We start from the raw sequence: 18,829 nt of genomic DNA, 5'->3' as shown, positions 1-18,829 counted from the left end.
AGGAGAGAACGACCACCCCCGTGGCACTCATCGTCCAGAAGTACGGCGGCACCTCTGTTGGTGACATCGAGCGGATCAAGAACGTGGCGCGCCGCTGCATCGCGGCGCAGAAGGCCGGCAACCAGGTCGTCGTCGTCGTGTCGGCCATGTCCGGCGAGACCAACCGCCTGCTGAAGCTGGTGGGCCAGATCACCGAGCGCCCCGACGAGCGCGAGCAGGACGTGATCGTGGCCACCGGCGAGCAGGTCTCGGTGGGGCTCGTGGCGCTCGCCATCCAGGCGCAGAAAGGCAAAGCCACCAGCCTGCTCGGCCACCAGGTGCGCATCGTCACCGACAGCACCTTCTCCAAGGCGCGCATCAAGAGCATCGACGCGGAGCGCATCCACGCGGCCCTGAAGAAGAAGCACATCGTGGTGGTGGCGGGCTTCCAGGGCGTGGACGAGGAGGGCAACGTCACCACGCTGGGGCGCGGAGGCTCGGACACCACGGCGGTGGCGATCGCGGCGGCGCTCAAGGCGGACGCCTGCGAGATCTACACGGACGTGGACGGCGTCTACACCACGGACCCGAACATGGTGCCCGCGGCGCGCAAGCTGGACCGCATCTCGTACGACGAGATGCTGGAGCTGGCGAGCCTCGGGGCGAAGGTGCTGCAGATCCGGTCGGTCGAGTTCGCGATGAAGTACAAGGTCCCGCTCTGGGTGAAGAGCAGCTTCACCCAGGACCCGGGCACGCTGGTGTGCGAGGAGGACAAGGCGATGGAAGAGGTGCTGGTCAGCGGCGTGGCGTACGAGAAGAACGAGGCGAAGGTCTCCATCCGCGGCCTGACGGATGCCCCGGGCGCGGTGGCCAAGCTCTTCGGCGCCCTGGACGAGCAGAGCATCGTGGTGGACATCATCATCCAGAACCCGTCCCACGACGGGCGCCTCGACCTGACCTTCACCGTGGGCAAGAGCGACCTCGTCAAGGCGCGCGACATCGTGAAGAAGCTCACCCGCGGCGCCAAGGGCGCCACCGTGGACACGGACGATCAGATCGCCAAGGTGTCCATCGTGGGCGTGGGCATGCGCAACCACTCGGGCGTCGCCGCGAAGATGTTCAAGGTGCTCGCGGACGAGGGCATCGCGGTGCAGATGATCTCCACCTCGGAGATCAAGGTGAGCTGCGTGGTGCACTCGAAGTACACCGAGCTCGCGGTGCGCGCGCTGCACACCGCCTTCGGGCTGGATCGCCCCGACGGCGCGGTGGCCGCGAGCTAGCGCGGGTGACCCGGACCCGCGCGCTCGCGGTGCTGCTGCTCGCCCTCATCGGGGTGGGCCTGCTCGGCCTCTGGCGCTGGCCTGCGGCCGAGCCCGCGCTGGACTGCGCGCCCGGAGACGTGCGCCTCGTGGACGGGGGCAGCGGCCTGCCGCCGCTCGCCGTCTGCGGAGGGGAGGGGAGCGCACCCCGAGGCGCCGCGGCGCTCGCGCTGGGCCAGCGGCTGGACCTCAACGCGGCGAGCGAGGAGGAGCTCGCGCTCCTGCCTGGCGTGGGGGCCGCGCTCGCGCGCCGGCTCGTGGAGGCGCGCGCCGCGCGCGGGGGCTTTCACGCCTGGGAGGAGGTGGACGCGGTGCCCGGCGTCGGGGATGCCAAGCTCAAGACGCTGCAGGCCTCGCTCGAGCTGCGCTGACGGGACGCGCTCCGACGGGGCGTGTTAAGCACGGGGCGTGCAGATCGCCTGTCCCCAATGCGCCATGCAGTACGTCCTCGACGAGCGGCTGCTGCCGCCCGGCGGGGCGCCCGTGCAGTGCACCCGCTGCAGCCACGTCTTCACGGCCGTTCCCGGGGGCGCCCCGGCGCGCGCCAGCACCCAGGTCTTCGGGGTGGGCGCGGTGCAGGGCACCCCGGCCCGCTCGCAGACGCAGGTGTTCGGCGGCGCCTCCCCCACCACGCCCCAGGAGCGCGACGCGGCCGCCTCGCTGCGCTCCACCCAGGTGTTCGGCGCGCCGGCCTCCGCGCCGCCCGCTGCCTCCGAGCCCCCGTCGTCTTCGCGTGCGTCGACCCAGGTGTTCGGCAGCGCGCCTCGCGCCCAGACGCAGGTGTTCGGAAGCGCGGCGAAGGAGGGCACGGCGCCGCGCGCGTCCACGCAGGCGTTCGGAGCGCCGGGCGCCGAAGGTGGCGTGCCTCGCTCCTCGCCCCAGGCCCCGGGCAGCGCGCCAGGTGAGAGCGCAGCGCCGCGCGCCTCCACGCAGGTGTTCGGCAGCCCCGCTGCGGAGTCCGGGAGGCCCCGGGCCTCCACGCAGGTCTTCGGCACCCCGGCCGCCCACCCGCCGCCGCCGCGCGCCTCCACGCAGGTCTTCGGCACGCCGGCCGTAGAGGCCGGGGCGCCCCGGGCCTCCACCCAGGTCTTCGGGAGCCCCGCCGCGCCCGACGCGGCGGCGCCCCGCACGTCCACGCAGGTGTTCGGGAGCCCCGTACCCCCGCCCCCGCCGCGGGCGACGACCCAGGTGTTCGGTGCGCCCTCCGCGGAGGAGCCGCGCGCGGCGACTCCCGCCTTCGGCGCCCCCGCGGGCTCGCCCGGCGCAGCGCGAGGCTCGACCCAGGTGTTCGGCGCGGAGCCCTCCGCTGCTCCCGGCGCCTCCCGGGTGGAGCTGCCGCCGGAGCTGCTCTCCGAGCGCGGTGCGCGGGTGCAGGGGACCCGCGCGCAGCGCGGCGAGGCGCCCCCGCGCAGCCGCACCGGCGTGTGGCTCGTGCTCCTGGCGGCGCTGCTCGCAGCGCTCGCCTTCTTCGCCTGGCGCACCGTTCAGCGCAGGGGGGGCGCCTTCCCGGTGCAGGCGGTCGCGGCGCGGGACAGCGCGGCGGCCCTGCTGCGCCGTGACGACTCCGGCTCGCGTGCGCAGGCCATCGAGGTGCTGCAGCAGGTGCTGCGCGCGCATCCCTCCTACGCCGAGGCGCGCGGCGAGCTCGCGCTGGCGCTGGCCCTGGAGCTCGACGACGCGAAGGTGCGCGAGAGCCAGGCGCGGCTCCTGGAGCAGGGCGCGCAGCGCGAGCGGGAGGAGCTCGAGGCTGCGCGCGCGCCCGAGGGCTGGGAGCGGCGCAGCGAGCAGCTGCGCTCCGTGCAGGCGCGGCACCACGAGAAGGTCGTGGCCGAGTCCAAGCGCGTCCAGGAGGCCCGCGCGCGCGCCGAGGCCGCGATGACGGCCCTGGGCCCGGCGCCCAGCCCGGATGCCCCTGCCGCCGAGCTGGCCTCCCGCGCGCGCGCCGAGGCGCTGCTGAGTGCCGTGGAGGGCAGCGCCGAGGCGCCGGCCGCGCTGCAGCGGCTGCGCGCGACGGGCGCCGCGCAGGGCTGGGATGCGATCGCCCAGGCCGAGTACGCGCTCAACGGGCCCCCCGAGCGGCTCGGCGGCGCAGCGCTGCAGGAGGCGACGGCCGCGCTCGAGCAGCTGCGCCAGTCCGACGCCGCCTTCGTGCGCGCCTACGTGCTGGGCGCGCGCCTCGCGCTGGCGATGCACGCGCCGCGCGGGGCGGCCGCTCTGTTGGACATGGCACTCTCGCTCAACCCGGAGCACGAGGGCGTCCGTTCGCTGCAGGCCGCCGCTTCCGACGCCTCCGGCCCGCGCGTACCCTGATCCTGCAAAAAGGCGGCTGAAATTCCTTCAGCCCTGTGACCGCAGGACAGGCAGATTCCCAGTTCTTCCGCTGGCCTGGGGCATTCGACCCCGGCACGCGCCTTGCTCTACTCCCCGCCGAGCCCAAGGGCGGGTCAGGGGAGGCAATGGTGATGGCGGAGGTTCTGTTCTGGTGTGCGGCGCTGTTCCTGGTGCACACGTACTTTCTGTATCCGGTGATCCTGTTCGCACTCGACGGGGTGGAGCAGGTGCTGGCGAACGTCCGCACCATGCGGCGCGGCCCCCGGGCCGCGGCCGCGCACCCGCATGCGGCGCTGCCGCGCGTCAGCCTCGTGGTGGCGGCATACAACGAGGCGAGCTGCATCGGCGAGAAGGTGAAGAACAGCCTCGCGCTGGAGTACCCCGCGGACCGCTTCGAGATCCTCATCGGCTCGGACGGCTCCACGGACGGCACGGACGAGATCGTCCGCAGCACCCCGGACGCGCGCGTGCGCCTGTCCGCGGCGCCGCGCGCCGGGAAGACCTCGGTGCTCAACCGCTGCATCCCGGTGGCCTCCGGTGACATCGTGGTCCTCTCGGACGCGAACACGATGATCGACCCGGACGCAGTGCAGAAGCTGGTGCGCCACTTCGACGACCCCGAGGTGGGCGCCGTGTGCGGCAAGCTCAAGCTCTTCAACCCGACCAACGCCGAGTACGAGGAGAGCGCGTACTGGAGCTACGAGTCGCTCATCAAGTTCTACGAGGGCAAGCGCGGCGCCGTGATGGGCGCCAACGGCGGCCTCTACGCCATCCGCCGCACGCTCTTCACCCAGCTGCCGCCCTCGACCATCGTGGACGACTTCGTCATCCCGCTGCGCATCCTCGAGAACGGCTTCAAGGTCGTCTACGAGCCGGAGGCCGTGGCGCACGAGGAGACCACCGAGGACTACGACCAGGAGTTCGGCCGGCGCGCGCGCATCGCCGCGGGCAACTTCCAGAGCCTGCAGATGGTGCCGGGGCTGCTCTCGCCCACCGCGGGGTTTCGCGCCTTCGCCTTCTGGAGCCACAAGCTGCTGCGCTGGTGCGCGCCCGCGCTGATGGGGCTCGCGCTGCTGGCGAACCTGTTCCTGCTGCAGAGCACCTTCTACCGGCTCGCCTTCTTCGGGCAGGTGATGTTCTACGCCCTCGCTTACCTGGGCAAGACGGGCGCGCTCACGGGCACGGGGCGGCGCGTGGCCTCGGTGGCGTACTACTTCGTCACCATGAACCTGGCGATCGCCGTGGGCTTCTGGCGCTTCCTGCGCAACTCGCAGCGCGCCGCCTGGGATCGCACGGCGCGCGCCTAGCCGACCGCGCTCAGCGCTGCGCGACCGACGCCACCGGCAGCACCGTGGCGTAGGCCGCGAACAGCTGGCCGGTGAGGGCCTGGGGGCGCCCGCGCCCCGGAGAGCGCAGCAGATCGTTGAGCACCTCGCCCGTGCGCGGATCCTTGCGGAGCTGCGGACGGGCGAGGTTCATCCGGTAGCGCACCACGCCGCTGCTCACCCGGTGGATGACGGTGACGGTGCCCGCGGCGCTCACGTCCTCCACCAGCCCCACGTGCGTCAGCCCGTCGTTGCGGCGCCCGTCGCGGTTCTGATCGTAGGTGTCGCGGAAGAAGACGAGGTCCCCGGGAAGGGGCCGCCCGCCGGTGAAGATGCGCCCGTGCACCTGCGCGTAGCGGTAGAGCGCGGTGACGCCGTTGTCTCCGGCCTGGGCGGCGCCGCGCAGCGGATGGCCGCCCTGCGCGAAGGCGCCCTGCACCAGCCCCGTGCAGTCCGAGGGCCACTGCCTTCCGGCGAGCACCACCCGGGTCTGGCCCAGCGCGCTGCGCGCCGCGGCGACCACGCGCTCGCGGGCCTCCGCGGGCGCGGCGGGCGCGCTGCGGGCAGGGGAGGTCGGGCGGGCGGCGACGGGCGCAGCGGAGGACGGAGCCGGGGCGCGCGGGGCAGGTGTCTCGCGTGGGGTCTCCACGCGCGCGAGTACGGGGGCGCTTCGCGAGGGCACGGCGCGCGGCGCGGCGGCCGGCGTGAGGGGGCGGTAGCGCAGCGCGGCCTGGGCCGAGCGTCCTCCGGTGGGCGCCCCGGTGGCGCAGCCCGTGAGGGCCAGGGTGGCGAGCAGCGCGGGGATGCGGTTCATGGCGCCTCCAGTGGCGCCGCGGATGGTCCGGGCAGCGGGCGCACCCGTCAACAAAGCGGCCGGGGCGCAGGAGGGCGCCGGCGCTGTGCTAGCGTGCGCCTCCCTCCGGATGCCCTCTCTCCCGCGCTCGCTCCTCCTGCTTCCGCTGTGCCTCACCGCTGCGTGCTTCCCGCGCGCCTACCAGCGCGCCGCGGAGCAGGACACGCCCCAGGCCTACCGGGACTTCCTGCGCGAGCACCCGAAGGATCCCTACACCGCGGCGGCGGAAGAGCGGCTCGCGGAGCTGGACTTCCAGGAGGCCTCCCGGGTGCACTCGGTGGTCTCCTACAAGCGCTTCCTCGAGGCCCACCCGGACGCGGCGCAGGCGCGGGCCGCGGGCGCGCTGCTCGAGGCGCTGCGCTTCAACGCCGTGCGCGAGTCGCACGAGCCACAGGCCCTGCGCCAGTTCCTTCGCGAGCACCCGGACGGCGCGCACCGCGCCGAGGCGGAGGCGCTGCTCGCCGAGGCCGAGCGCGCCCAGGCGGCGCGCAGCACGGATCCCGCGCAGCTGGAGGCCTACCTGCGCGCCTCGCCGGACGACCCGCGGCGAGAGGAGCTGGAGGCGCGGCTGGACGGGCAGCGCTTCGAGGAGGCGCGCGCAGGCGGCGCCTCCCGGCTCCTCGCCTACCTGCGCGATGCGCCCGCCGGCGCGCACCGCGAGGAGGCCCGCGTGCTGCTGCTCGAGCGCGAGGTGCAGGGCCTGCTCGCGAGCGGCCTCCTTGAGGAGGCCGAGGCGCGCGTGGCGGCGAGCCCGCTCGGCCCGCAGCTGCAGGGCTTCGCGGCCCAGCGCGAGCGGGCCCAGGCCGAGCGCCGGGCGCTGCAGACGCCGCAGCCCCTGGTGCGCGCGGCGCAGGCGGGCCACTACCTGCGCTCGCGCGAGGACCTGGAGCGCGCGCTGCAGGCGCCGGATCCGCTGGACCGCTGGGAGGCGGCGCAGGAGCTCGGAGAGCACGTGACGGTGCGGGTGCTGGACCCGCTGCTGGACGCCTTCCGCACCGCGCGCAACCCCCGCGTGCGCGAGGCCGCGCTCGCGAGCCTGCGGCGAGTGCTCGCCGCGCTGCCGCCTCCCGTGGCGGACTACGAGCTCTCGGTGCGCATGCAGGCCCTGCGCGAGCGCGCGAGCAGCCCGGAGGTGTACCTCGCGCTCGCGGTGCTCCTGGACCTCGCGGGCCGGCTGGAGGAGGCCGCGACCGAGTACCAGCGCGGCTACGTCACCGCGAGCCCGGACCCCGTGGTGCTGCACCGTTGGGTGGACCTGCGCCGCGAGCGGCGGCAGGCCTACTCCTCGGCCGTGGCGGCGCGGCAGCTCGCCCTCTGGGCGCGCGGCGTCGCGCAGGACGAGCCGGTGTCCGAGGAGGGCGGGGTGCCGCTCGCCGCGGCGCGCGGGCTGTGCGCCGCGGCCGTGGAGGCGCGTTTCGCGGAAGGGGCGATTGCCGCCGCGCGCGCCCAGGCCACCGAGTTCCCCGAGGACCTGGACGCCTTCGCGCGCGAGGCCGCCGACGCGCGCCGGCTCGCCGAGGCGCGGCTCGCGGACGCGGAGCTGCTCCTGCGCACGGGCCGCCCGGACGCCCCGCGCTGCGAGGACGCCCGCGTCGTGGAGCGCCTGAGGGATGCGGCGGCGCAGCGGGAGCAGGCGCTGCGCCGCCTGCCCGCCCAGCTGCCCCGGCTCGCGCCGCTGCTCCTGCAGGCGGCCCGCGAGCGAGACCCCGCCCCTGAAGTGCGCGCCGCGGCGGCCCAGCAGCTCGCCGCGATGGCGCCTCCCTAGGGGGCAGGCCTACTGAACAGGCTTTCCCGGGGCCGCCCGGCGGTTACAGTGAGGACCGCATGGCCACCCGGACGTACTCCCTCAAGGTCGCGCCCAGTGCGCCACCCCCGCTGCGCATCGACTACGCCGCGCTGCTCAACCCGGAGCAGCTGCGCGCCGTGGAGGCGCCCGAGGCCCCTGCGCTGGTCATCGCCGGCGCGGGCTCGGGCAAGACGCGCACGCTCACCTTCCGGGTGGCGCGGCTGCTCGAGCGCGGCGTGCCTCCCGAGGGCATCCTCCTGCTCACCTTCACCAACAAGGCCGCGCGTGAGATGACGCGGCGGGTGGAGCAGCTGGCCGGCGGCTTCGTGGACGTGCGCCGCATCCTGGGCGGCACCTTCCACCACGCGGCGCACGCGCTCCTGCGCCAGCACGCGGGCGCCCTGGGCTTCTCCACCGGCTTCGGCGTGCTGGACCGCGAGGACGCGCGCGACCTGATGGCTGCGTGCGTGGGCGCGCTGCAGCGGCCGCGCGGCGCGCCGCGCTTTCCCAAGCCCGAGGTGGTGCTGGATCTCGTCTCCTCGGCCATCAACCTGCAGCGCCCGCTCGCCCAGCTCATCGTGGACAAGCGGCCGCAGTTCCTGCCCGTGGCGGACGAGCTGCTCGCGGCCGCGGTGCGCTTCCAGCAGCGCAAGGCCCAGATGGGCCTGATGGACTTCGACGATCTGCTGATGCACCTCAAGCGCCTGCTGGTGGAGCACCCGCGCGTGCGCGCCCAGCTCAACGAGCGCTTCCGCTGCGTCCTGGTGGACGAGTACCAGGACACGAACCGCCTGCAGGGCGACATCGTGGACCTGCTGGTCGAGGAGCGGAAGAGCCTCACCGTGGTGGGCGACGACTGCCAGTCCATCTACAGCTTCCGCGGCGCGGACTTCACCAACATCATGGAGTTCCCGCAGCGCTACCCCGGCTGCGGCGTGTACCCGCTCACGCGCAACTACCGCTCCACGCCGCAGATCCTGCGGCTCGCCAACGCCTCCATCGCGCTCAACCGCCGCCAGTTCCCCAAGGAGCTGCGCGCCGAGCGCCCCGCAGGCCTGGCGCCCGTGGTGGTGCCCGCGCGCGACGTGGAGGAGCAGGCCGCCTTCGTGGCGCAGCGGGTGCTGGAGCTGCGCGAGGAGGGGATGCCGCTCGAGGAGATGGCGGTGCTCTACCGCGCCCACCACCACTCGATGGAGCTGCAGGTGGAGCTCGCCCGGCGCGGCATCCCCTTCCGGGTGCGCTCGGGCGTGCGCTTCTTCGAGCAGGCCCACATCAAGGACGTGCTCGCGCACCTGCGGATGGTGCACAACCCGCTGGACGAGCTCGCCTTCAGGCGGGTGGTGAAGCTGGTGCCGGGCGTGGGACCCGCGAGCGCCGAGTCGCTGTGGACGGCCGTCTCGTCGCTGCCCCCGGTGCTCGCGCTCGCGGACGCGCTCGCGCACCCGCTGGTGGCGCGCGAGGTGCCGCGCAAGGGGACGGCGGGCTACGCGCGCCTGTGCGAGCGCTTCGCGAAGCTCGGGGCCCCGGGCGCGCAGGAGCACCCCGGCCAGCTCATCCTGGACGTGCTGGAGGGCGGCTACGCGGACTATCTCAAGCAGGAGCTGGGCGCGGACGAGCGGCGCGCGGACGACGTGCGCCAGCTCGCGGAGTACGCGGGGCGCGCGGCGAGCCTGCAGGCCTTCCTCGAGGACATCGCGCTCGTGGCCGAGCTCGCGGCGGAGGAGGGGGGCAGCCCGGGCGAGCCGCCGGACGAGCTGCTCACGCTCTCCTCGGTGCACCAGGCCAAGGGGCTCGAGTGGCGGGCGGTGTTCGTCATCTGGATGGCCGACGGGCGCTTCCCGCTCGCGGCCGCCTCGCGCCAGCCGGAGGACGAGGAGGAGGAGCGGCGGCTCTTCTACGTCGCCTGCACCCGGGCGAAGGACGAGCTCGCGCTGGTGTACCCGCTCATGGCCGCTCCCCAGGAGCGCGAGCGAGTGATCCTGCGGGTTTCGCGCTTCATCGAGGAGCTGCCGGGTGGGGAAGGGGAGGAGGATGCCCCCTATGACCGCCTGCTGCTGGAGCCGGTGGCCGTGGAGGACCCACACGCGCTGCCGAGGCTTGCGCCGGGCAAGGGGCCGGGCCCGGACGTCCCGTTCTGATCCGGTGGTCAATCCCTCGCGCACGCGGCCGGTTCCCGTGGTACACAGGAGGACCTTCAGGTTCAGGGACTCCGGGCTACAGCATCTACATGGCGGACAAACCTCGCATCGTCGGGATCGATCTCGGCACGACGAACACCTGCGTGGCGTCCGTGCGCAACCGCATCCCGAAGATCGTCCCTACCGATCGCGGCAACCTCATCCTGCCCTCGGTGGTGGCGCTTTCGGCGAAGGGAGACCTGCTGGTCGGCGGCGTGGCCAAGGACCAGATGGTCACCAACCCGAAGAACACGCTCTACGGCACCAAGCGGCTCATCGGGCGCAAGTACCACTCGCGGGTGGTGGAGGAGCTCAAGGAGCACTTCCACTACGACATCGTCGAGGGGCCCGAGGGTGAGGCGGCGGTGCTGCTGGGCGGCAAGCGCTACACGCTGCCGCAGATCTCCAGCTTCGTGCTCGCGCAGGTGAAGACCATCGCCGAGCAGTTCCTCGGCGGTCCGGTGGACGGCGCGGTCATCTCGGTGCCCGCCTACTACAACGACAACCAGCGCAACGCGGTGAAGGAGGCCGGGCGGCTCGCGGGCCTCGACGTGAAGCGCATCGTCAACGAGCCCACCGCGGCGGCGCTCGCCTACGGCTTCAACCGCGGGCTGGACCAGAAGGTCCTGGTCTACGACCTGGGCGGCGGCACCTTCGACGTCTCCGTGCTGCACCTCAACAACAACGTGTTCGAGGTGCTGGCCACCGGCGGCGATACGTTCCTGGGCGGCGTGGATTTCGACAACCGGGTGATGGACTACATCCTCGAGGCGTTCCGCGAGGAGACGAAGGTCGACCTCACCACCAGCCCCATCGCCCTGCAGCGCATCAAGAACGCGGCCGAGGCGGCGAAGATCGATCTCACGCTCATCCCCAACGTGCTCATCGAGCTGCCGTACATCGAGGAGCGCAAGGGCAAGCCGCTGGACCTGCGCATCCCGCTCACCCGCGAGCAGCTCAACGCGCTCACCGGGGACCTGGTGGACCGCACCTTCGAGATCTGCGACCGCGTGCTCGCCGAGAAGGGCATCGCGCGCTCGGAGATCGCCGAGGTCATCCTGGTGGGTGGCCAGAGCCGCATGCCCCTGGTGCAGCAGAAGATCCAGGCGCACTTCGGCAAGCCGCCGCGCAAGGGCGTGCACCCGGACGAGTGCGTGGCGCTCGGCGCCGCGCTGCTCGCGGACAGCCTGGGCAGCGTGGACTCCATCACGCTGCTGGACGCGCTCTCGATGCCCATCGGGTACGCGCTCGCCAACGGCAAGTTCCGGCCGGTCATCGAGAAGAACTCGATCATCCCGCTGATGAAGAGCTTCCGCCTGCCGGCGCCTCGCGAGCCCGGCGCTGCCCACATCGAGCTGGACATCTTCCAGGGCGACAGCGAGTACATCGTGGACAACGAGTACCTCGGCACGCTGCGCGTCCCGGCGGCCGCGGCGGGGCGGAAGATCGACTTCCGGCTCAACGAGGAGTGCCTGCTCGAGGTGCTCGTCGAGGAGCCGGGCGGCACCCGGCGCGTGGAGCTCGCCACGCGCGACACGCCGGAGTCCCTGCGCCGTGCGCTGGAGGAGGCCGCCGCGGCCGACGCCGCCGCCGCGGGCAGCGCCCCGGGCGCCGCCGCCGGCGCCGAGGGCGGGCTCTTGTCCAGCATCAAGCGCATCTGGCGCAGGGGGTAGGGGACTCGACGTGGCAATCTTTCCGTCCAAGGAGTGGGTGGACGAGGCCGTGCGCCTCACGAACTCGGACCCCGAGAGCGCCGCCGCGGGCCGCGGCTGGGTGGGGGACTTCGGCGCGGTGATCCAGGCGGAGAAGGGCACGCTCGCGCGCACCTTCACGGTGCACGTGCAGCCCAACCGGCTCGGCCACATCGAGCGCGTGGAGGTGCTCGACGATCCGGACGACCTCGACGACATCGAGCCTGCGTACCTGGCGCGCGCGCCCTACTCCGTCTGGAAGGCGCTGCTGCAGGGCACGCTGGACCCGGTGGAGGCCGTGCTCAAGCGCCGCATCGAGGTGCAGGGAGACCTGCAGCCCCTCATGGAGCGCATGAAGTACAAGGGCATCGCGGACCGGGTCTTCGCGCAGCTGAAGACCGAGTTCGTCGACGAGGCCTGAAACGCGGCCTGAAGGACGGGCCCCCAGCGCCGCCGCAGGGCGGCCAGGCGAGGAATCCAATGGGCATCCGCAAGAACCTCAAGCAGCAGGCGATGGGCGTCTCCCAGAAGGCGATGGAGAAGCTCTTCGCGGACGAGCAGCGCGCGATGAAGATCGCCTCGGCGATCGGCACCGTGCAGCGCGGCAAGAAGGCGCTGGACCGCAGCCAGGACGAGCTGATGCGCGTGCTGCACCTCGCGCCCAAGAGCGACTTCAAGGCGCTGGGCAAGCAGCTGTCCGGCCTCAAGCGCCGCCTGCGCGCGCTCGAGGAGAAGGTGGCCGCAATTTCGGGCGAATAAAGGCGTTGACGTCGCGGAGCGGGGATGGCAAATACCGCCTCGCTTCGGACGTGCCGGGCGTATAGCTCAGCGGTAGAGCACTGCCTTCACACGGCAGGGGTCGTAGGTTCAATCCCTACTGCGCCCACTTCGAAGAGGGCCGGAAGTTCCGGGCGAAAGCCCAGGACTTCCGGCCCTTCTCTTTTGTCCCACGTCAGTGTGCGCCAGCCTGCCTTCGGCGGCGCCCCGGGGGACGATGCGACACCGGTGGCGGGCGCTCACCTTGGGCGGCACCATGCCCACCCTCCGGCCCCTCCTGATGCAGGCGCTCGTCGCGGGCGCGCTCGCGCTCCCCGGCTGCAGGCCGCACGCGGCCACCGCGCAGGTCCCGCGCGCGGAAGCCCGCGCCCCGCGCGGCACCGAGGTCTCCTTGAGCTTCGAGGGCGGCCTGCGCTCGCACTACCAGGCCCTGCCGCTGCTCGAGGCACAGGGGATCGCCGCGCGCTTCGTCGTCCCTGAACGAGCGCTGGGGACGCCCGGGCACCTCACTCGGCTGCAGCTGGGGCTGGTGGAGGAGGCGGGGCACGAGGTGGTGCTGCGGCCGGAGGACGTCCCCTGCGGGGGCGCTCCGGTGCCCGAGGGGGAACTGCAGCTCGTGGTGGACGGGCGCACGCCGCCCTCGCAGCTCGCGGCCGCGGTGGGGCTCGCGGAGGCGGCCGGGGGCGGACGGGTGGAGCTGGTGTTCTGCGACCTGGAGGAGGGGCGCGGCTACGAGACGCTGGCGCAGTTCCTCGCCTGGGTGGCCCCGCGTGCCCAGTCGGGAACGCACGTGCGGCTCGCGCGGCGCTGAGCGTGCGCGGCGGTTGCCTCGGCCGGGGGCCTGCGCTATCTCGCGAGGCGACGCTCCCGACCCCGTAGCTCAGTTGGATAGAGCGGCGGTTTCCTAAACCGCAGGCCGTGCGTTCGATCCGCACCGGGGTCACTCGTTTCCTCCTCCGCGCCCATGACGCCCGCTGTCCTGAAGAACGCGGCCATCCCGCGCCCGGTGCTCGACGTGCTCTCCCGGCTGCGCGAGCAGGGGCATGCGGCGTACCTCGTGGGCGGCTGCGTGAGGGACATGCTCCGCGGGCGCGAGCCCAAGGACTTCGACGTGGCGAGCAGCGCGCGCCCCGAAGAGGTGCAGCGCGCCTTCCGCAAGGTCATCCCCACCGGCATCGAGCACGGCACCGTCACGGTGCTCAGCGGCGGCGTGCCGGTGGAGGTCACCACCTTCCGCAGCGAGGGTGAGTACGTGGACGGGCGGCGCCCCGAGTCCGTCACCTTCGAGCGCGAGGTGACGGCGGACCTCTCGCGGCGCGACTTCACCATCAACGCCATGGCCTACGACCCGGTGGGCGGCGAGCTCTGCGATCCCTTCGCGGGCCAGCAGGACCTCGCCCGCAGCCTCATCCGCGCCGTGGGCGATGCGCACGCGCGCTTCTCCGAGGACGGCCTGCGCCCCTTGCGCGCGGTGCGCTTCGCCGCGGTGCTCGGCTTCGGGCTGGACCCGGCCACCGAGGCGGCCATCGCGCCCACCGTGCCGGTGTTCCGCAAGGTGGCGCTGGAGCGGGTGCGAGAGGAGTTCGTGAAGCTGCTGCTCTCGCCGCGCGCCGAGCAGGGCCTGCTCCTGCTCGCCCGCACGGGGCTGCTCGCGGTGTTCCTGCCGGAGCTCGCGGCGCTGCCCGACACGGAGGCCGCCCGCGTGCGCGCCTCGGTTCAGGCCGCCCCCGTCGACCTCGACGTGCGGCTCGCGGTGCTGCTCGCGGACCTCGTGCCCGCGCCGGCCGCGCGGGACGTGGCCCTGCGCCTCAAGTTCCCCAACAAGGTGGCCGAGCGCGTGGGGCTGCTCGTGGCGCACCACGCCCTGCAGCGCCTCTTCGAGGCCCCGGACGCGGAGCTGCGCCGGCTCCTCGCGAAGGCCGGCCCCGAGAACGCCGAGGCGCTGCTCGCCATCGCCCGCGCCCGGCTCCAGGTGCGCGCGCCCGCGCAGCTCCCGGCACTCGAGGCGCTGGGTGCCCGGCTGCGGGCCCAGGTGGAGGCGCGCCCGCCGCTCAACGCCCGCGCGCTCGCCCTCAACGGCGCCGCGGTGATGGCGGCCCTCGGCGTGGGCCCCTCGCCGGCGGTGGGGGAGGCCACGCGCTTCCTCGTGGAGCGCGTGCTCGAGGACCCCTCCCTCAACAGCCCCGAGGGGCTGCAGGGCCTGCTCGCCGGGTGGAAGGCCTCCCGCCCCGCGTAGGCGGGTGGGGCAGGCGAGGGGCCGGCCGCCCGCGAGGGTCGCGCCGGGAGGGAAGCGGGTGTAGAGAGCCTCCCATGCGCGTCGTCGTTGCCATGAGCGGTGGGGTGGACTCCTCGGCCGCTGCCGCCCTGCTCAAGGAGCAGGGCCACGAGGTGATCGGCATCACCCTGCGGGTCTGGTCCTACGAGGGCAAGGCCCAGTGCGGCAGCTGCTGCAGTCCGGACGACATCGACGATGCGCGCGCCGTGGCCCAGGCGCTGGACATCCCGTTCTACGTCGCGAGCGCGGAGGAGATCTTCAAGGAGCGGGTGGTGAACCCCTTCGTGCAGAGCTACCTCGGCGGCAAGACGCCCATCCCCTGCGTGGCCTGCAACCGCGACGTGAAGTTCAGCTTCCTGCTCAAGCGCGCGCGTGCGCTGGGCGCGAAGCTCGCCACCGGGCACTACGCGCGCGTGGCCTCCGGCGCGCAGGGCCACGAGCTGCTCAAGGGCGTGGATGCGGCGAAGGACCAGAGCTACTTCCTCTTCACGCTGGGCCAGGCGGAGCTCGCGGACGTGCTCTTCCCGGTGGGCGGGATGACCAAGCCGGACGTGCGCGCCGTGGCCGAGCGCCACCGCCTGCCCACCAGCCACAAGCCGGAGAGCATGGAGATCTGCTTCGTGCCGGACGGGGACTACGCGGGCTTCGTGGAGAAGGTGGCGGGGCCGCAGCCGGGCGGGGAGATCGTGGACGCCGAGGGCCAGGTGCTCGGCACGCACGCCGGCGTGCACCGCTTCACGGTGGGACAGCGCCGCGGGCTGAACCTCAGCGGGCCCGAGCCGCGCTACGTGCAGCGCATCGACGCGGCGACGAACCGGGTGGTGGTGGGCCCGGACGCGGGCACCGCGCGCGGCAACTTCGGGCTGCTGCAGCCGCACTGGGTGCACGGCGCGCCGCCCGAGGGGGCCGTGCAGGTGCGCATCCGCCACCGCCACGCGGGCACTGCCGCCCGGGTCGAGGTGGGGGCCGACGGGGCCACGCGGGTGCACCTGGAGGTGCCCGCGCGCGCCGTGACGCCGGGGCAGGCCGCGGTGTTCTACGACGGGGAGCGGGTGCTGGGCGGGGGCTGGATCGTCTGAGCGGGCGCGCCCTGCACCCGGGGCGGCCTTGTAGCGGAAGGCGATTTCAGTAGAGTCGGCCGACTCTGTCCCCGAGGCCCCCATGACCAAGAGCCAGCTCATCGAGCGCATCGCCGAGCGCGCGCCGCACGTCCCGCGCCGCGAGGTGGAGGCGATCGTGAACGCCGTGTTCGACCAGATGGCGGAGGCGCTCAAGGCAGAGCAGCGCATCGAGCTGCGCGGCTTCGGGGTGTTCGGCGTGCGGGTGCGCGAGGCGCACGCGGGCCGCAACCCGAAGACGGGCGAGGCCGTGCAGGTGCCCGCGCGCCGCAACGCCTTCTTCACGCCGGGCAAGGAGCTGCGCGACCGGCTCAACCCCTCGCGCGAGCTGCCGGCGCCGCAGCGGGCGACGGGCTAGCGCACGTGGAGCTGCCGCACCTCCAGTCGGGCGGCGCCGTGCTGTGGCTGCTGGTGGCGACCGCACTCGGAGCGCTCGTCGCGCTCTACGCGGCGCTCTCGCGCAAGGGCCGCACCGAGGACCAGGCGCGCGCCTACCTCGCGGGCTTCACCTACGTGCTCTCGGACGATCCGGACGCCGCGATCGCGGAGCTCTCGCGCGTGGCCGAGCTGAGCAGCCAGACGCTGGAGACCTACTTCGCGCTCGCGGCCCTGTTCCGCCGCAAGGGTGACCTCGAGCGGGCCATCCGCCTGCACACCAACATCCTGCTCAGCCGCGGGCTCTCGACCGAGGTGCGCCGCCGCGCGCAGCTGGCGCTCGCGCGCGACTACCGCCAGGCAGGCCTGCGCGACGAGGCCACGGCCACGCTCGAGCGCGCGCTTCGCGAGGACCCCGAGCACCCCGAGGCGCTGCTCCTGCTGCGCCAGGTGTACGAGGACGCGCGCGCGTGGGCCCGCGCCGCCGAGGTGGAGGCGCGCCGGGTGCCCCGCGGCAGTGGGGGGCAGGAGGTGCTCGCGCACCTGCTGGCGGCCGAGAGCCGCGCCCTGGTCGCGAGCCACCAGGTGCCAGAGGCGCTCGCCGTGGCCGAGCGCGCGGTGGCGCTGTGCGAGGCCTCCGCGGACGCGCAGCTCGCCCTGGGCGAGGCCCGGCTCGCGGCGGGGCAGGGGCCCCAGGCGGCGGGGCGGCTGCAGGCCGCGGTGACGCTCGAGCCGGAGCTCGCCCCGCGTGCGGTGCGGCTGCTCCGCTCGGCCCTACCGCCGGACGTGGTGGAGCGCTTCCTGCGCGAGCGCAGCGGCGAGGCCGGAGAGCCCTTCGCGCTCGCGCTCGCGCTGCTCGCCCGGCAGCGCGGCCAGGTGAACGAGGCCATCGACCAGCTCAAGCGGCTCGTGGAGCGCGCACCCCGCCTGTGGGAGGCCCGCCGGGAGCTCGGCGCGCTGCTGCTCGAGTATGACCGCAGCGAGGAGGTGCGCGCGGACTACCAGGAGATCCTCGGCACCCTCGGCCAGCCGGCGCTCGCGTTCGGCTGCTCGGCCTGCCGCCAGAAGGTGCTCGAGCACCAGTTCCGGTGCCCGGGCTGCGGGGCGTGGGACACGGTGCGGCGCGGGCCCACCGCCGCCCACTAATTTGACCGACCCCGCCACCGCGCGTACGGTCCGCCGCAACTCGACGCTACAGGCCGCAACACGCGCCGTGGCCCGTCGAGCCCGAGAGAAAGCCAGACCATGCGGGACGCCCATCGGATGAAGGAAAAGTTCGACCTTTCGCTCGACAACCGCCAGATCGTGAGCCTGCTCATCGCGGGCATCGTGGTGATGGGCGCGGTCTTCGTGCTCGGCGTCGTGGTGGGCAAGAAGCTCGCGGACAACAAGCAGACCGCCGCCGCCCAGGACCTGCTCTCCGCGCTGGATGCCAAGGCCGAGGCGCTCGACAAGGTGCAGCAGGAGCCCGCGCTCACCTTCCCCGACGAGCTCACGCGCCGCAGCCCCAGCGAGCCCGCGCTCCCGGCGCAGGCGCCCAAGCCCGCGGCGAAGCCCGCGCCCGAGAAGGCCGTGGCCGAGAAGGCTCCGGCCGACAAGGCCCCGGAGAAGCTCGCCGAGGCGGCGGCGCCCTCCATCGAGCCCAAGGCCGAGCCCAGCACTGAGGCCAAGGTCGAGGCCAAGGTCGAAGCCAAGGCCGCGCAGGCCGAGATCGAGAAGCCCGCCGCGACGAAGCCGGCCGAGGCACCGCGCGGCAAGGTGGCGGAGGCGCCGGTCACGGCGCGCACGGCCTCGCCGGACGGTGGGCTCAAGAGCGCCATCGCGCGCGCCCAGCAGCAGCAGGCTCCGCGCCATCCCGCGGAGGCCACGACCGGGGGCGCCTTCACGCTGCAGCTCTCGGCGTACCAGGCCCGCGCGGAGGCGGACCGCTTCGCCGCGCGCCTGCGCGACCGCGGCTACGCGCCGTACATCGTGGCGGCGCAGGTCCCCGGCAAGGGCACCTGGCACCGCGTGCGCATGGGCAGCTTCGCCACGAAGGAGGCCGCGGCGCGCTACCTCGCGGACTTCAAGCGCGAGACTCAGCTGCCGGCCTTCGTCACCCCGCGCTAGGTCCCCCCGTCCGCGCCCCCTCCCTTGGCCGGGGGAGGGTGGGGCACGTTGGGGTTGAGCGTGGTCTCGTCGGGCTTGCCGTCGCCGTCCTTGTCCTCGGCGATGCGCTCCACGCGGCCGTCCTTCCAGTACTCCCAGGAGTCCGCGCGCCCGTCGCCGTTGGTGTCGCGCTCGGTGAGCGTCTGGCGGCCGCCCACGTAGTGCACCCACACGTCGGGGCGCCCGTCGCCGTCCAGGTCGCGCTCCTGGCGCACCACGAGGCCCTTCTCGTAGACGGTGACGGTGTCCGGACGCCCGTTCAGGTCCGAGTCCACCTGCTCGCGCACGAGCACCTCGCCCTCCTCGGCGGGGTGGCTCACGTCGTACTCCTTCGTCACGTCGAAGGTGCCGTCGTAGTTGATGTCCAGCTCGCGGCGCACCACGCGCTCCACGTCGGCGCCGTCCGGCCCCTTCACCTTGCGCGTGATGATGCGCACGTCCGGGCGGCCGTCGCCGTTGGTGTCCTCGGTGTGCTCGCTCTCGCCGGGGGCGAGGCCCTGCCCCGGCGCCGCCGAGAGCCCCCCGTCCGCGGCGCCCGGCGCCTGGGCGCCCGGGGCCTCACCCGAGGGCTTCTGCGCCGGCCCCTGCGAGGAGCACCCGGCGAGCCCTGCCACGGCCACCAGCGCGCCCAGCCACCGTCCGGGTCTCATCGGGTCCCTCCCCTTGTAAAATCAA

Annotated in this window: 17 protein-coding genes and 2 tRNA genes; 17 read left to right on the top strand and 2 right to left on the bottom strand. The window is 73.8% G+C overall.

Translation table 11 applies throughout. The features are described from left to right. The first annotated feature begins 20 nt into the window (after nucleotides 1–20). The 4 genes from FGE12_RS16520 to FGE12_RS16505 all read left to right on the top strand — a co-directional run bounded on the left by FGE12_RS16520 (nucleotide 21) and on the right by FGE12_RS16505 (nucleotide 4,936). On the top strand, nucleotides 21–1,259 hold the full coding sequence (locus tag FGE12_RS16520; protein ID WP_194797945.1) for an aspartate kinase: 1,239 nt from the start codon (nucleotides 21–23) through the stop codon (nucleotides 1,257–1,259). Nucleotides 1,260–1,264: 5 nt separating this feature from the next. Further along, nucleotides 1,265–1,669 (top strand): helix-hairpin-helix domain-containing protein, encoded by a 405-nt coding sequence (locus tag FGE12_RS16515; protein WP_194797944.1) that lies wholly within the window; start codon nucleotides 1,265–1,267, stop codon nucleotides 1,667–1,669. Nucleotides 1,670–1,706: 37 nt separating this feature from the next. After that, entirely contained in the window at nucleotides 1,707–3,608 is a 1,902-nt protein-coding gene (locus FGE12_RS16510) for a zinc-ribbon domain-containing protein (protein ID WP_370459026.1), read from the top strand. A 152-nt stretch (nucleotides 3,609–3,760) separates the two neighbouring features. Next, nucleotides 3,761–4,936, top strand: coding sequence for a glycosyltransferase family 2 protein (locus FGE12_RS16505; RefSeq protein WP_153867449.1), 1,176 nt, complete (start codon nucleotides 3,761–3,763; stop codon nucleotides 4,934–4,936). Between the two features lie 10 nt (nucleotides 4,937–4,946). Here FGE12_RS16505 and FGE12_RS16500 read toward each other — a convergent pair whose 3' ends face one another. Next, nucleotides 4,947–5,768 carry a CHAP domain-containing protein gene (locus FGE12_RS16500; RefSeq protein ID WP_153867448.1) on the bottom strand — a complete coding sequence of 274 codons (822 nt, stop codon included), beginning with the start codon at nucleotides 5,766–5,768 and terminating at the stop codon, nucleotides 4,947–4,949. 109 nt (nucleotides 5,769–5,877) lie between these two features. Here FGE12_RS16500 and FGE12_RS16495 point away from each other — a divergent pair, with 109 nt between their 5' ends. The 13 genes from FGE12_RS16495 (at nucleotide 5,878) to FGE12_RS16435 (ending at nucleotide 18,115) form a co-directional block, all read left to right on the top strand. After that, nucleotides 5,878–7,572, top strand: a complete 1,695-nt coding sequence (locus FGE12_RS16495; protein ID WP_153867447.1) for a HEAT repeat domain-containing protein — start codon at nucleotides 5,878–5,880, stop codon at nucleotides 7,570–7,572. 59 nt (nucleotides 7,573–7,631) lie between these two features. Next, nucleotides 7,632–9,731, top strand: a complete 2,100-nt coding sequence (locus tag FGE12_RS16490) for an ATP-dependent helicase (protein WP_153867446.1) — start codon at nucleotides 7,632–7,634, stop codon at nucleotides 9,729–9,731. Between the two features lie 89 nt (nucleotides 9,732–9,820). Continuing rightward, nucleotides 9,821–11,443, top strand: coding sequence for an Hsp70 family protein (locus FGE12_RS16485; RefSeq protein WP_153867445.1), 1,623 nt, complete (start codon nucleotides 9,821–9,823; stop codon nucleotides 11,441–11,443). A 10-nt stretch (nucleotides 11,444–11,453) separates the two neighbouring features. Continuing rightward, nucleotides 11,454–11,882, top strand: a complete 429-nt coding sequence (locus FGE12_RS16480; RefSeq protein ID WP_194797943.1) for an SCP2 sterol-binding domain-containing protein — start codon at nucleotides 11,454–11,456, stop codon at nucleotides 11,880–11,882. A gap of 59 nt (nucleotides 11,883–11,941) precedes the next feature. After that, nucleotides 11,942–12,220 (top strand): hypothetical protein, encoded by a 279-nt coding sequence (locus FGE12_RS16475; RefSeq protein ID WP_153867444.1) that lies wholly within the window; start codon nucleotides 11,942–11,944, stop codon nucleotides 12,218–12,220. A 55-nt stretch (nucleotides 12,221–12,275) separates the two neighbouring features. Next, nucleotides 12,276–12,347, top strand: a tRNA-Val gene (locus FGE12_RS16470). A gap of 147 nt (nucleotides 12,348–12,494) precedes the next feature. After that, nucleotides 12,495–13,049 carry a hypothetical protein gene (locus tag FGE12_RS16465; RefSeq protein WP_153867443.1) on the top strand — a complete coding sequence of 185 codons (555 nt, stop codon included), beginning with the start codon at nucleotides 12,495–12,497 and terminating at the stop codon, nucleotides 13,047–13,049. 58 nt (nucleotides 13,050–13,107) lie between these two features. Beyond that, nucleotides 13,108–13,181 (top strand) — tRNA-Arg (locus tag FGE12_RS16460). A 21-nt stretch (nucleotides 13,182–13,202) separates the two neighbouring features. Then, nucleotides 13,203–14,474 (top strand): CCA tRNA nucleotidyltransferase, encoded by a 1,272-nt coding sequence (locus FGE12_RS16455; protein ID WP_153867442.1) that lies wholly within the window; start codon nucleotides 13,203–13,205, stop codon nucleotides 14,472–14,474. 74 nt (nucleotides 14,475–14,548) lie between these two features. Continuing rightward, nucleotides 14,549–15,592 carry a tRNA 2-thiouridine(34) synthase MnmA gene (gene mnmA, locus FGE12_RS16450; RefSeq protein WP_153867441.1) on the top strand — a complete coding sequence of 348 codons (1,044 nt, stop codon included), beginning with the start codon at nucleotides 14,549–14,551 and terminating at the stop codon, nucleotides 15,590–15,592. Between the two features lie 43 nt (nucleotides 15,593–15,635). Next, the gene (locus FGE12_RS16445) at nucleotides 15,636–15,989 is read left to right on the top strand and encodes an integration host factor subunit beta (RefSeq protein ID WP_370459043.1); all 354 of its coding nucleotides are present in this window, start codon (nucleotides 15,636–15,638) and stop codon (nucleotides 15,987–15,989) included. Between the two features lie 5 nt (nucleotides 15,990–15,994). After that, nucleotides 15,995–17,152 carry a tetratricopeptide repeat protein gene (locus FGE12_RS16440; RefSeq protein ID WP_153867439.1) on the top strand — a complete coding sequence of 386 codons (1,158 nt, stop codon included), beginning with the start codon at nucleotides 15,995–15,997 and terminating at the stop codon, nucleotides 17,150–17,152. Between the two features lie 117 nt (nucleotides 17,153–17,269). Beyond that, nucleotides 17,270–18,115, top strand: coding sequence for an SPOR domain-containing protein (locus FGE12_RS16435; RefSeq protein WP_228530856.1), 846 nt, complete (start codon nucleotides 17,270–17,272; stop codon nucleotides 18,113–18,115). On the opposite strand, the gene FGE12_RS16430 is transcribed toward FGE12_RS16435, so the two are convergent. Next, on the bottom strand, nucleotides 18,112–18,804 hold the full coding sequence (locus FGE12_RS16430; RefSeq protein WP_153867437.1) for a hypothetical protein: 693 nt from the start codon (nucleotides 18,802–18,804) through the stop codon (nucleotides 18,112–18,114). The two genes, FGE12_RS16435 and FGE12_RS16430, sit on opposite strands and share 4 nt — an antisense overlap. Between the last annotated feature and the right edge of the window lie 25 nt (nucleotides 18,805–18,829).

The sequence above is a fragment of the Aggregicoccus sp. 17bor-14 genome (genome assembly GCF_009659535.1).
Lineage (GTDB): Bacteria > Myxococcota > Myxococcia > Myxococcales > Myxococcaceae > Aggregicoccus.
This window is presented reverse-complemented; position numbering and strand designations above follow the sequence as displayed.

Bases quoted from the DNA above. Each gene is read 5' to 3' on its own strand.
- FGE12_RS16505 (WP_153867449.1), top strand. From the start codon at position 3,761: ATGGCGGAGGTTCTGTTCTGGTGTGCGGCGCTGTTCCTGGTGCACACG.
- FGE12_RS16500 (WP_153867448.1), bottom strand. From the start codon at position 5,768: ATGAACCGCATCCCCGCGCTGCTCGCCACCCTGGCCCTCACGGGCTGC.
- FGE12_RS16495 (WP_153867447.1), top strand. From the start codon at position 5,878: ATGCCCTCTCTCCCGCGCTCGCTCCTCCTGCTTCCGCTGTGCCTCACC.
- FGE12_RS16490 (WP_153867446.1), top strand. From the start codon at position 7,632: ATGGCCACCCGGACGTACTCCCTCAAGGTCGCGCCCAGTGCGCCACCC.
- FGE12_RS16485 (WP_153867445.1), top strand. From the start codon at position 9,821: ATGGCGGACAAACCTCGCATCGTCGGGATCGATCTCGGCACGACGAAC.
- FGE12_RS16475 (WP_153867444.1), top strand. From the start codon at position 11,942: ATGGGCATCCGCAAGAACCTCAAGCAGCAGGCGATGGGCGTCTCCCAG.
- FGE12_RS16465 (WP_153867443.1), top strand. From the start codon at position 12,495: ATGCCCACCCTCCGGCCCCTCCTGATGCAGGCGCTCGTCGCGGGCGCG.
- FGE12_RS16455 (WP_153867442.1), top strand. From the start codon at position 13,203: ATGACGCCCGCTGTCCTGAAGAACGCGGCCATCCCGCGCCCGGTGCTC.
- mnmA (WP_153867441.1), top strand. From the start codon at position 14,549: ATGCGCGTCGTCGTTGCCATGAGCGGTGGGGTGGACTCCTCGGCCGCT.
- FGE12_RS16435 (WP_228530856.1), top strand. From the start codon at position 17,270: ATGAAGGAAAAGTTCGACCTTTCGCTCGACAACCGCCAGATCGTGAGC.
- FGE12_RS16430 (WP_153867437.1), bottom strand. From the start codon at position 18,804: ATGAGACCCGGACGGTGGCTGGGCGCGCTGGTGGCCGTGGCAGGGCTC.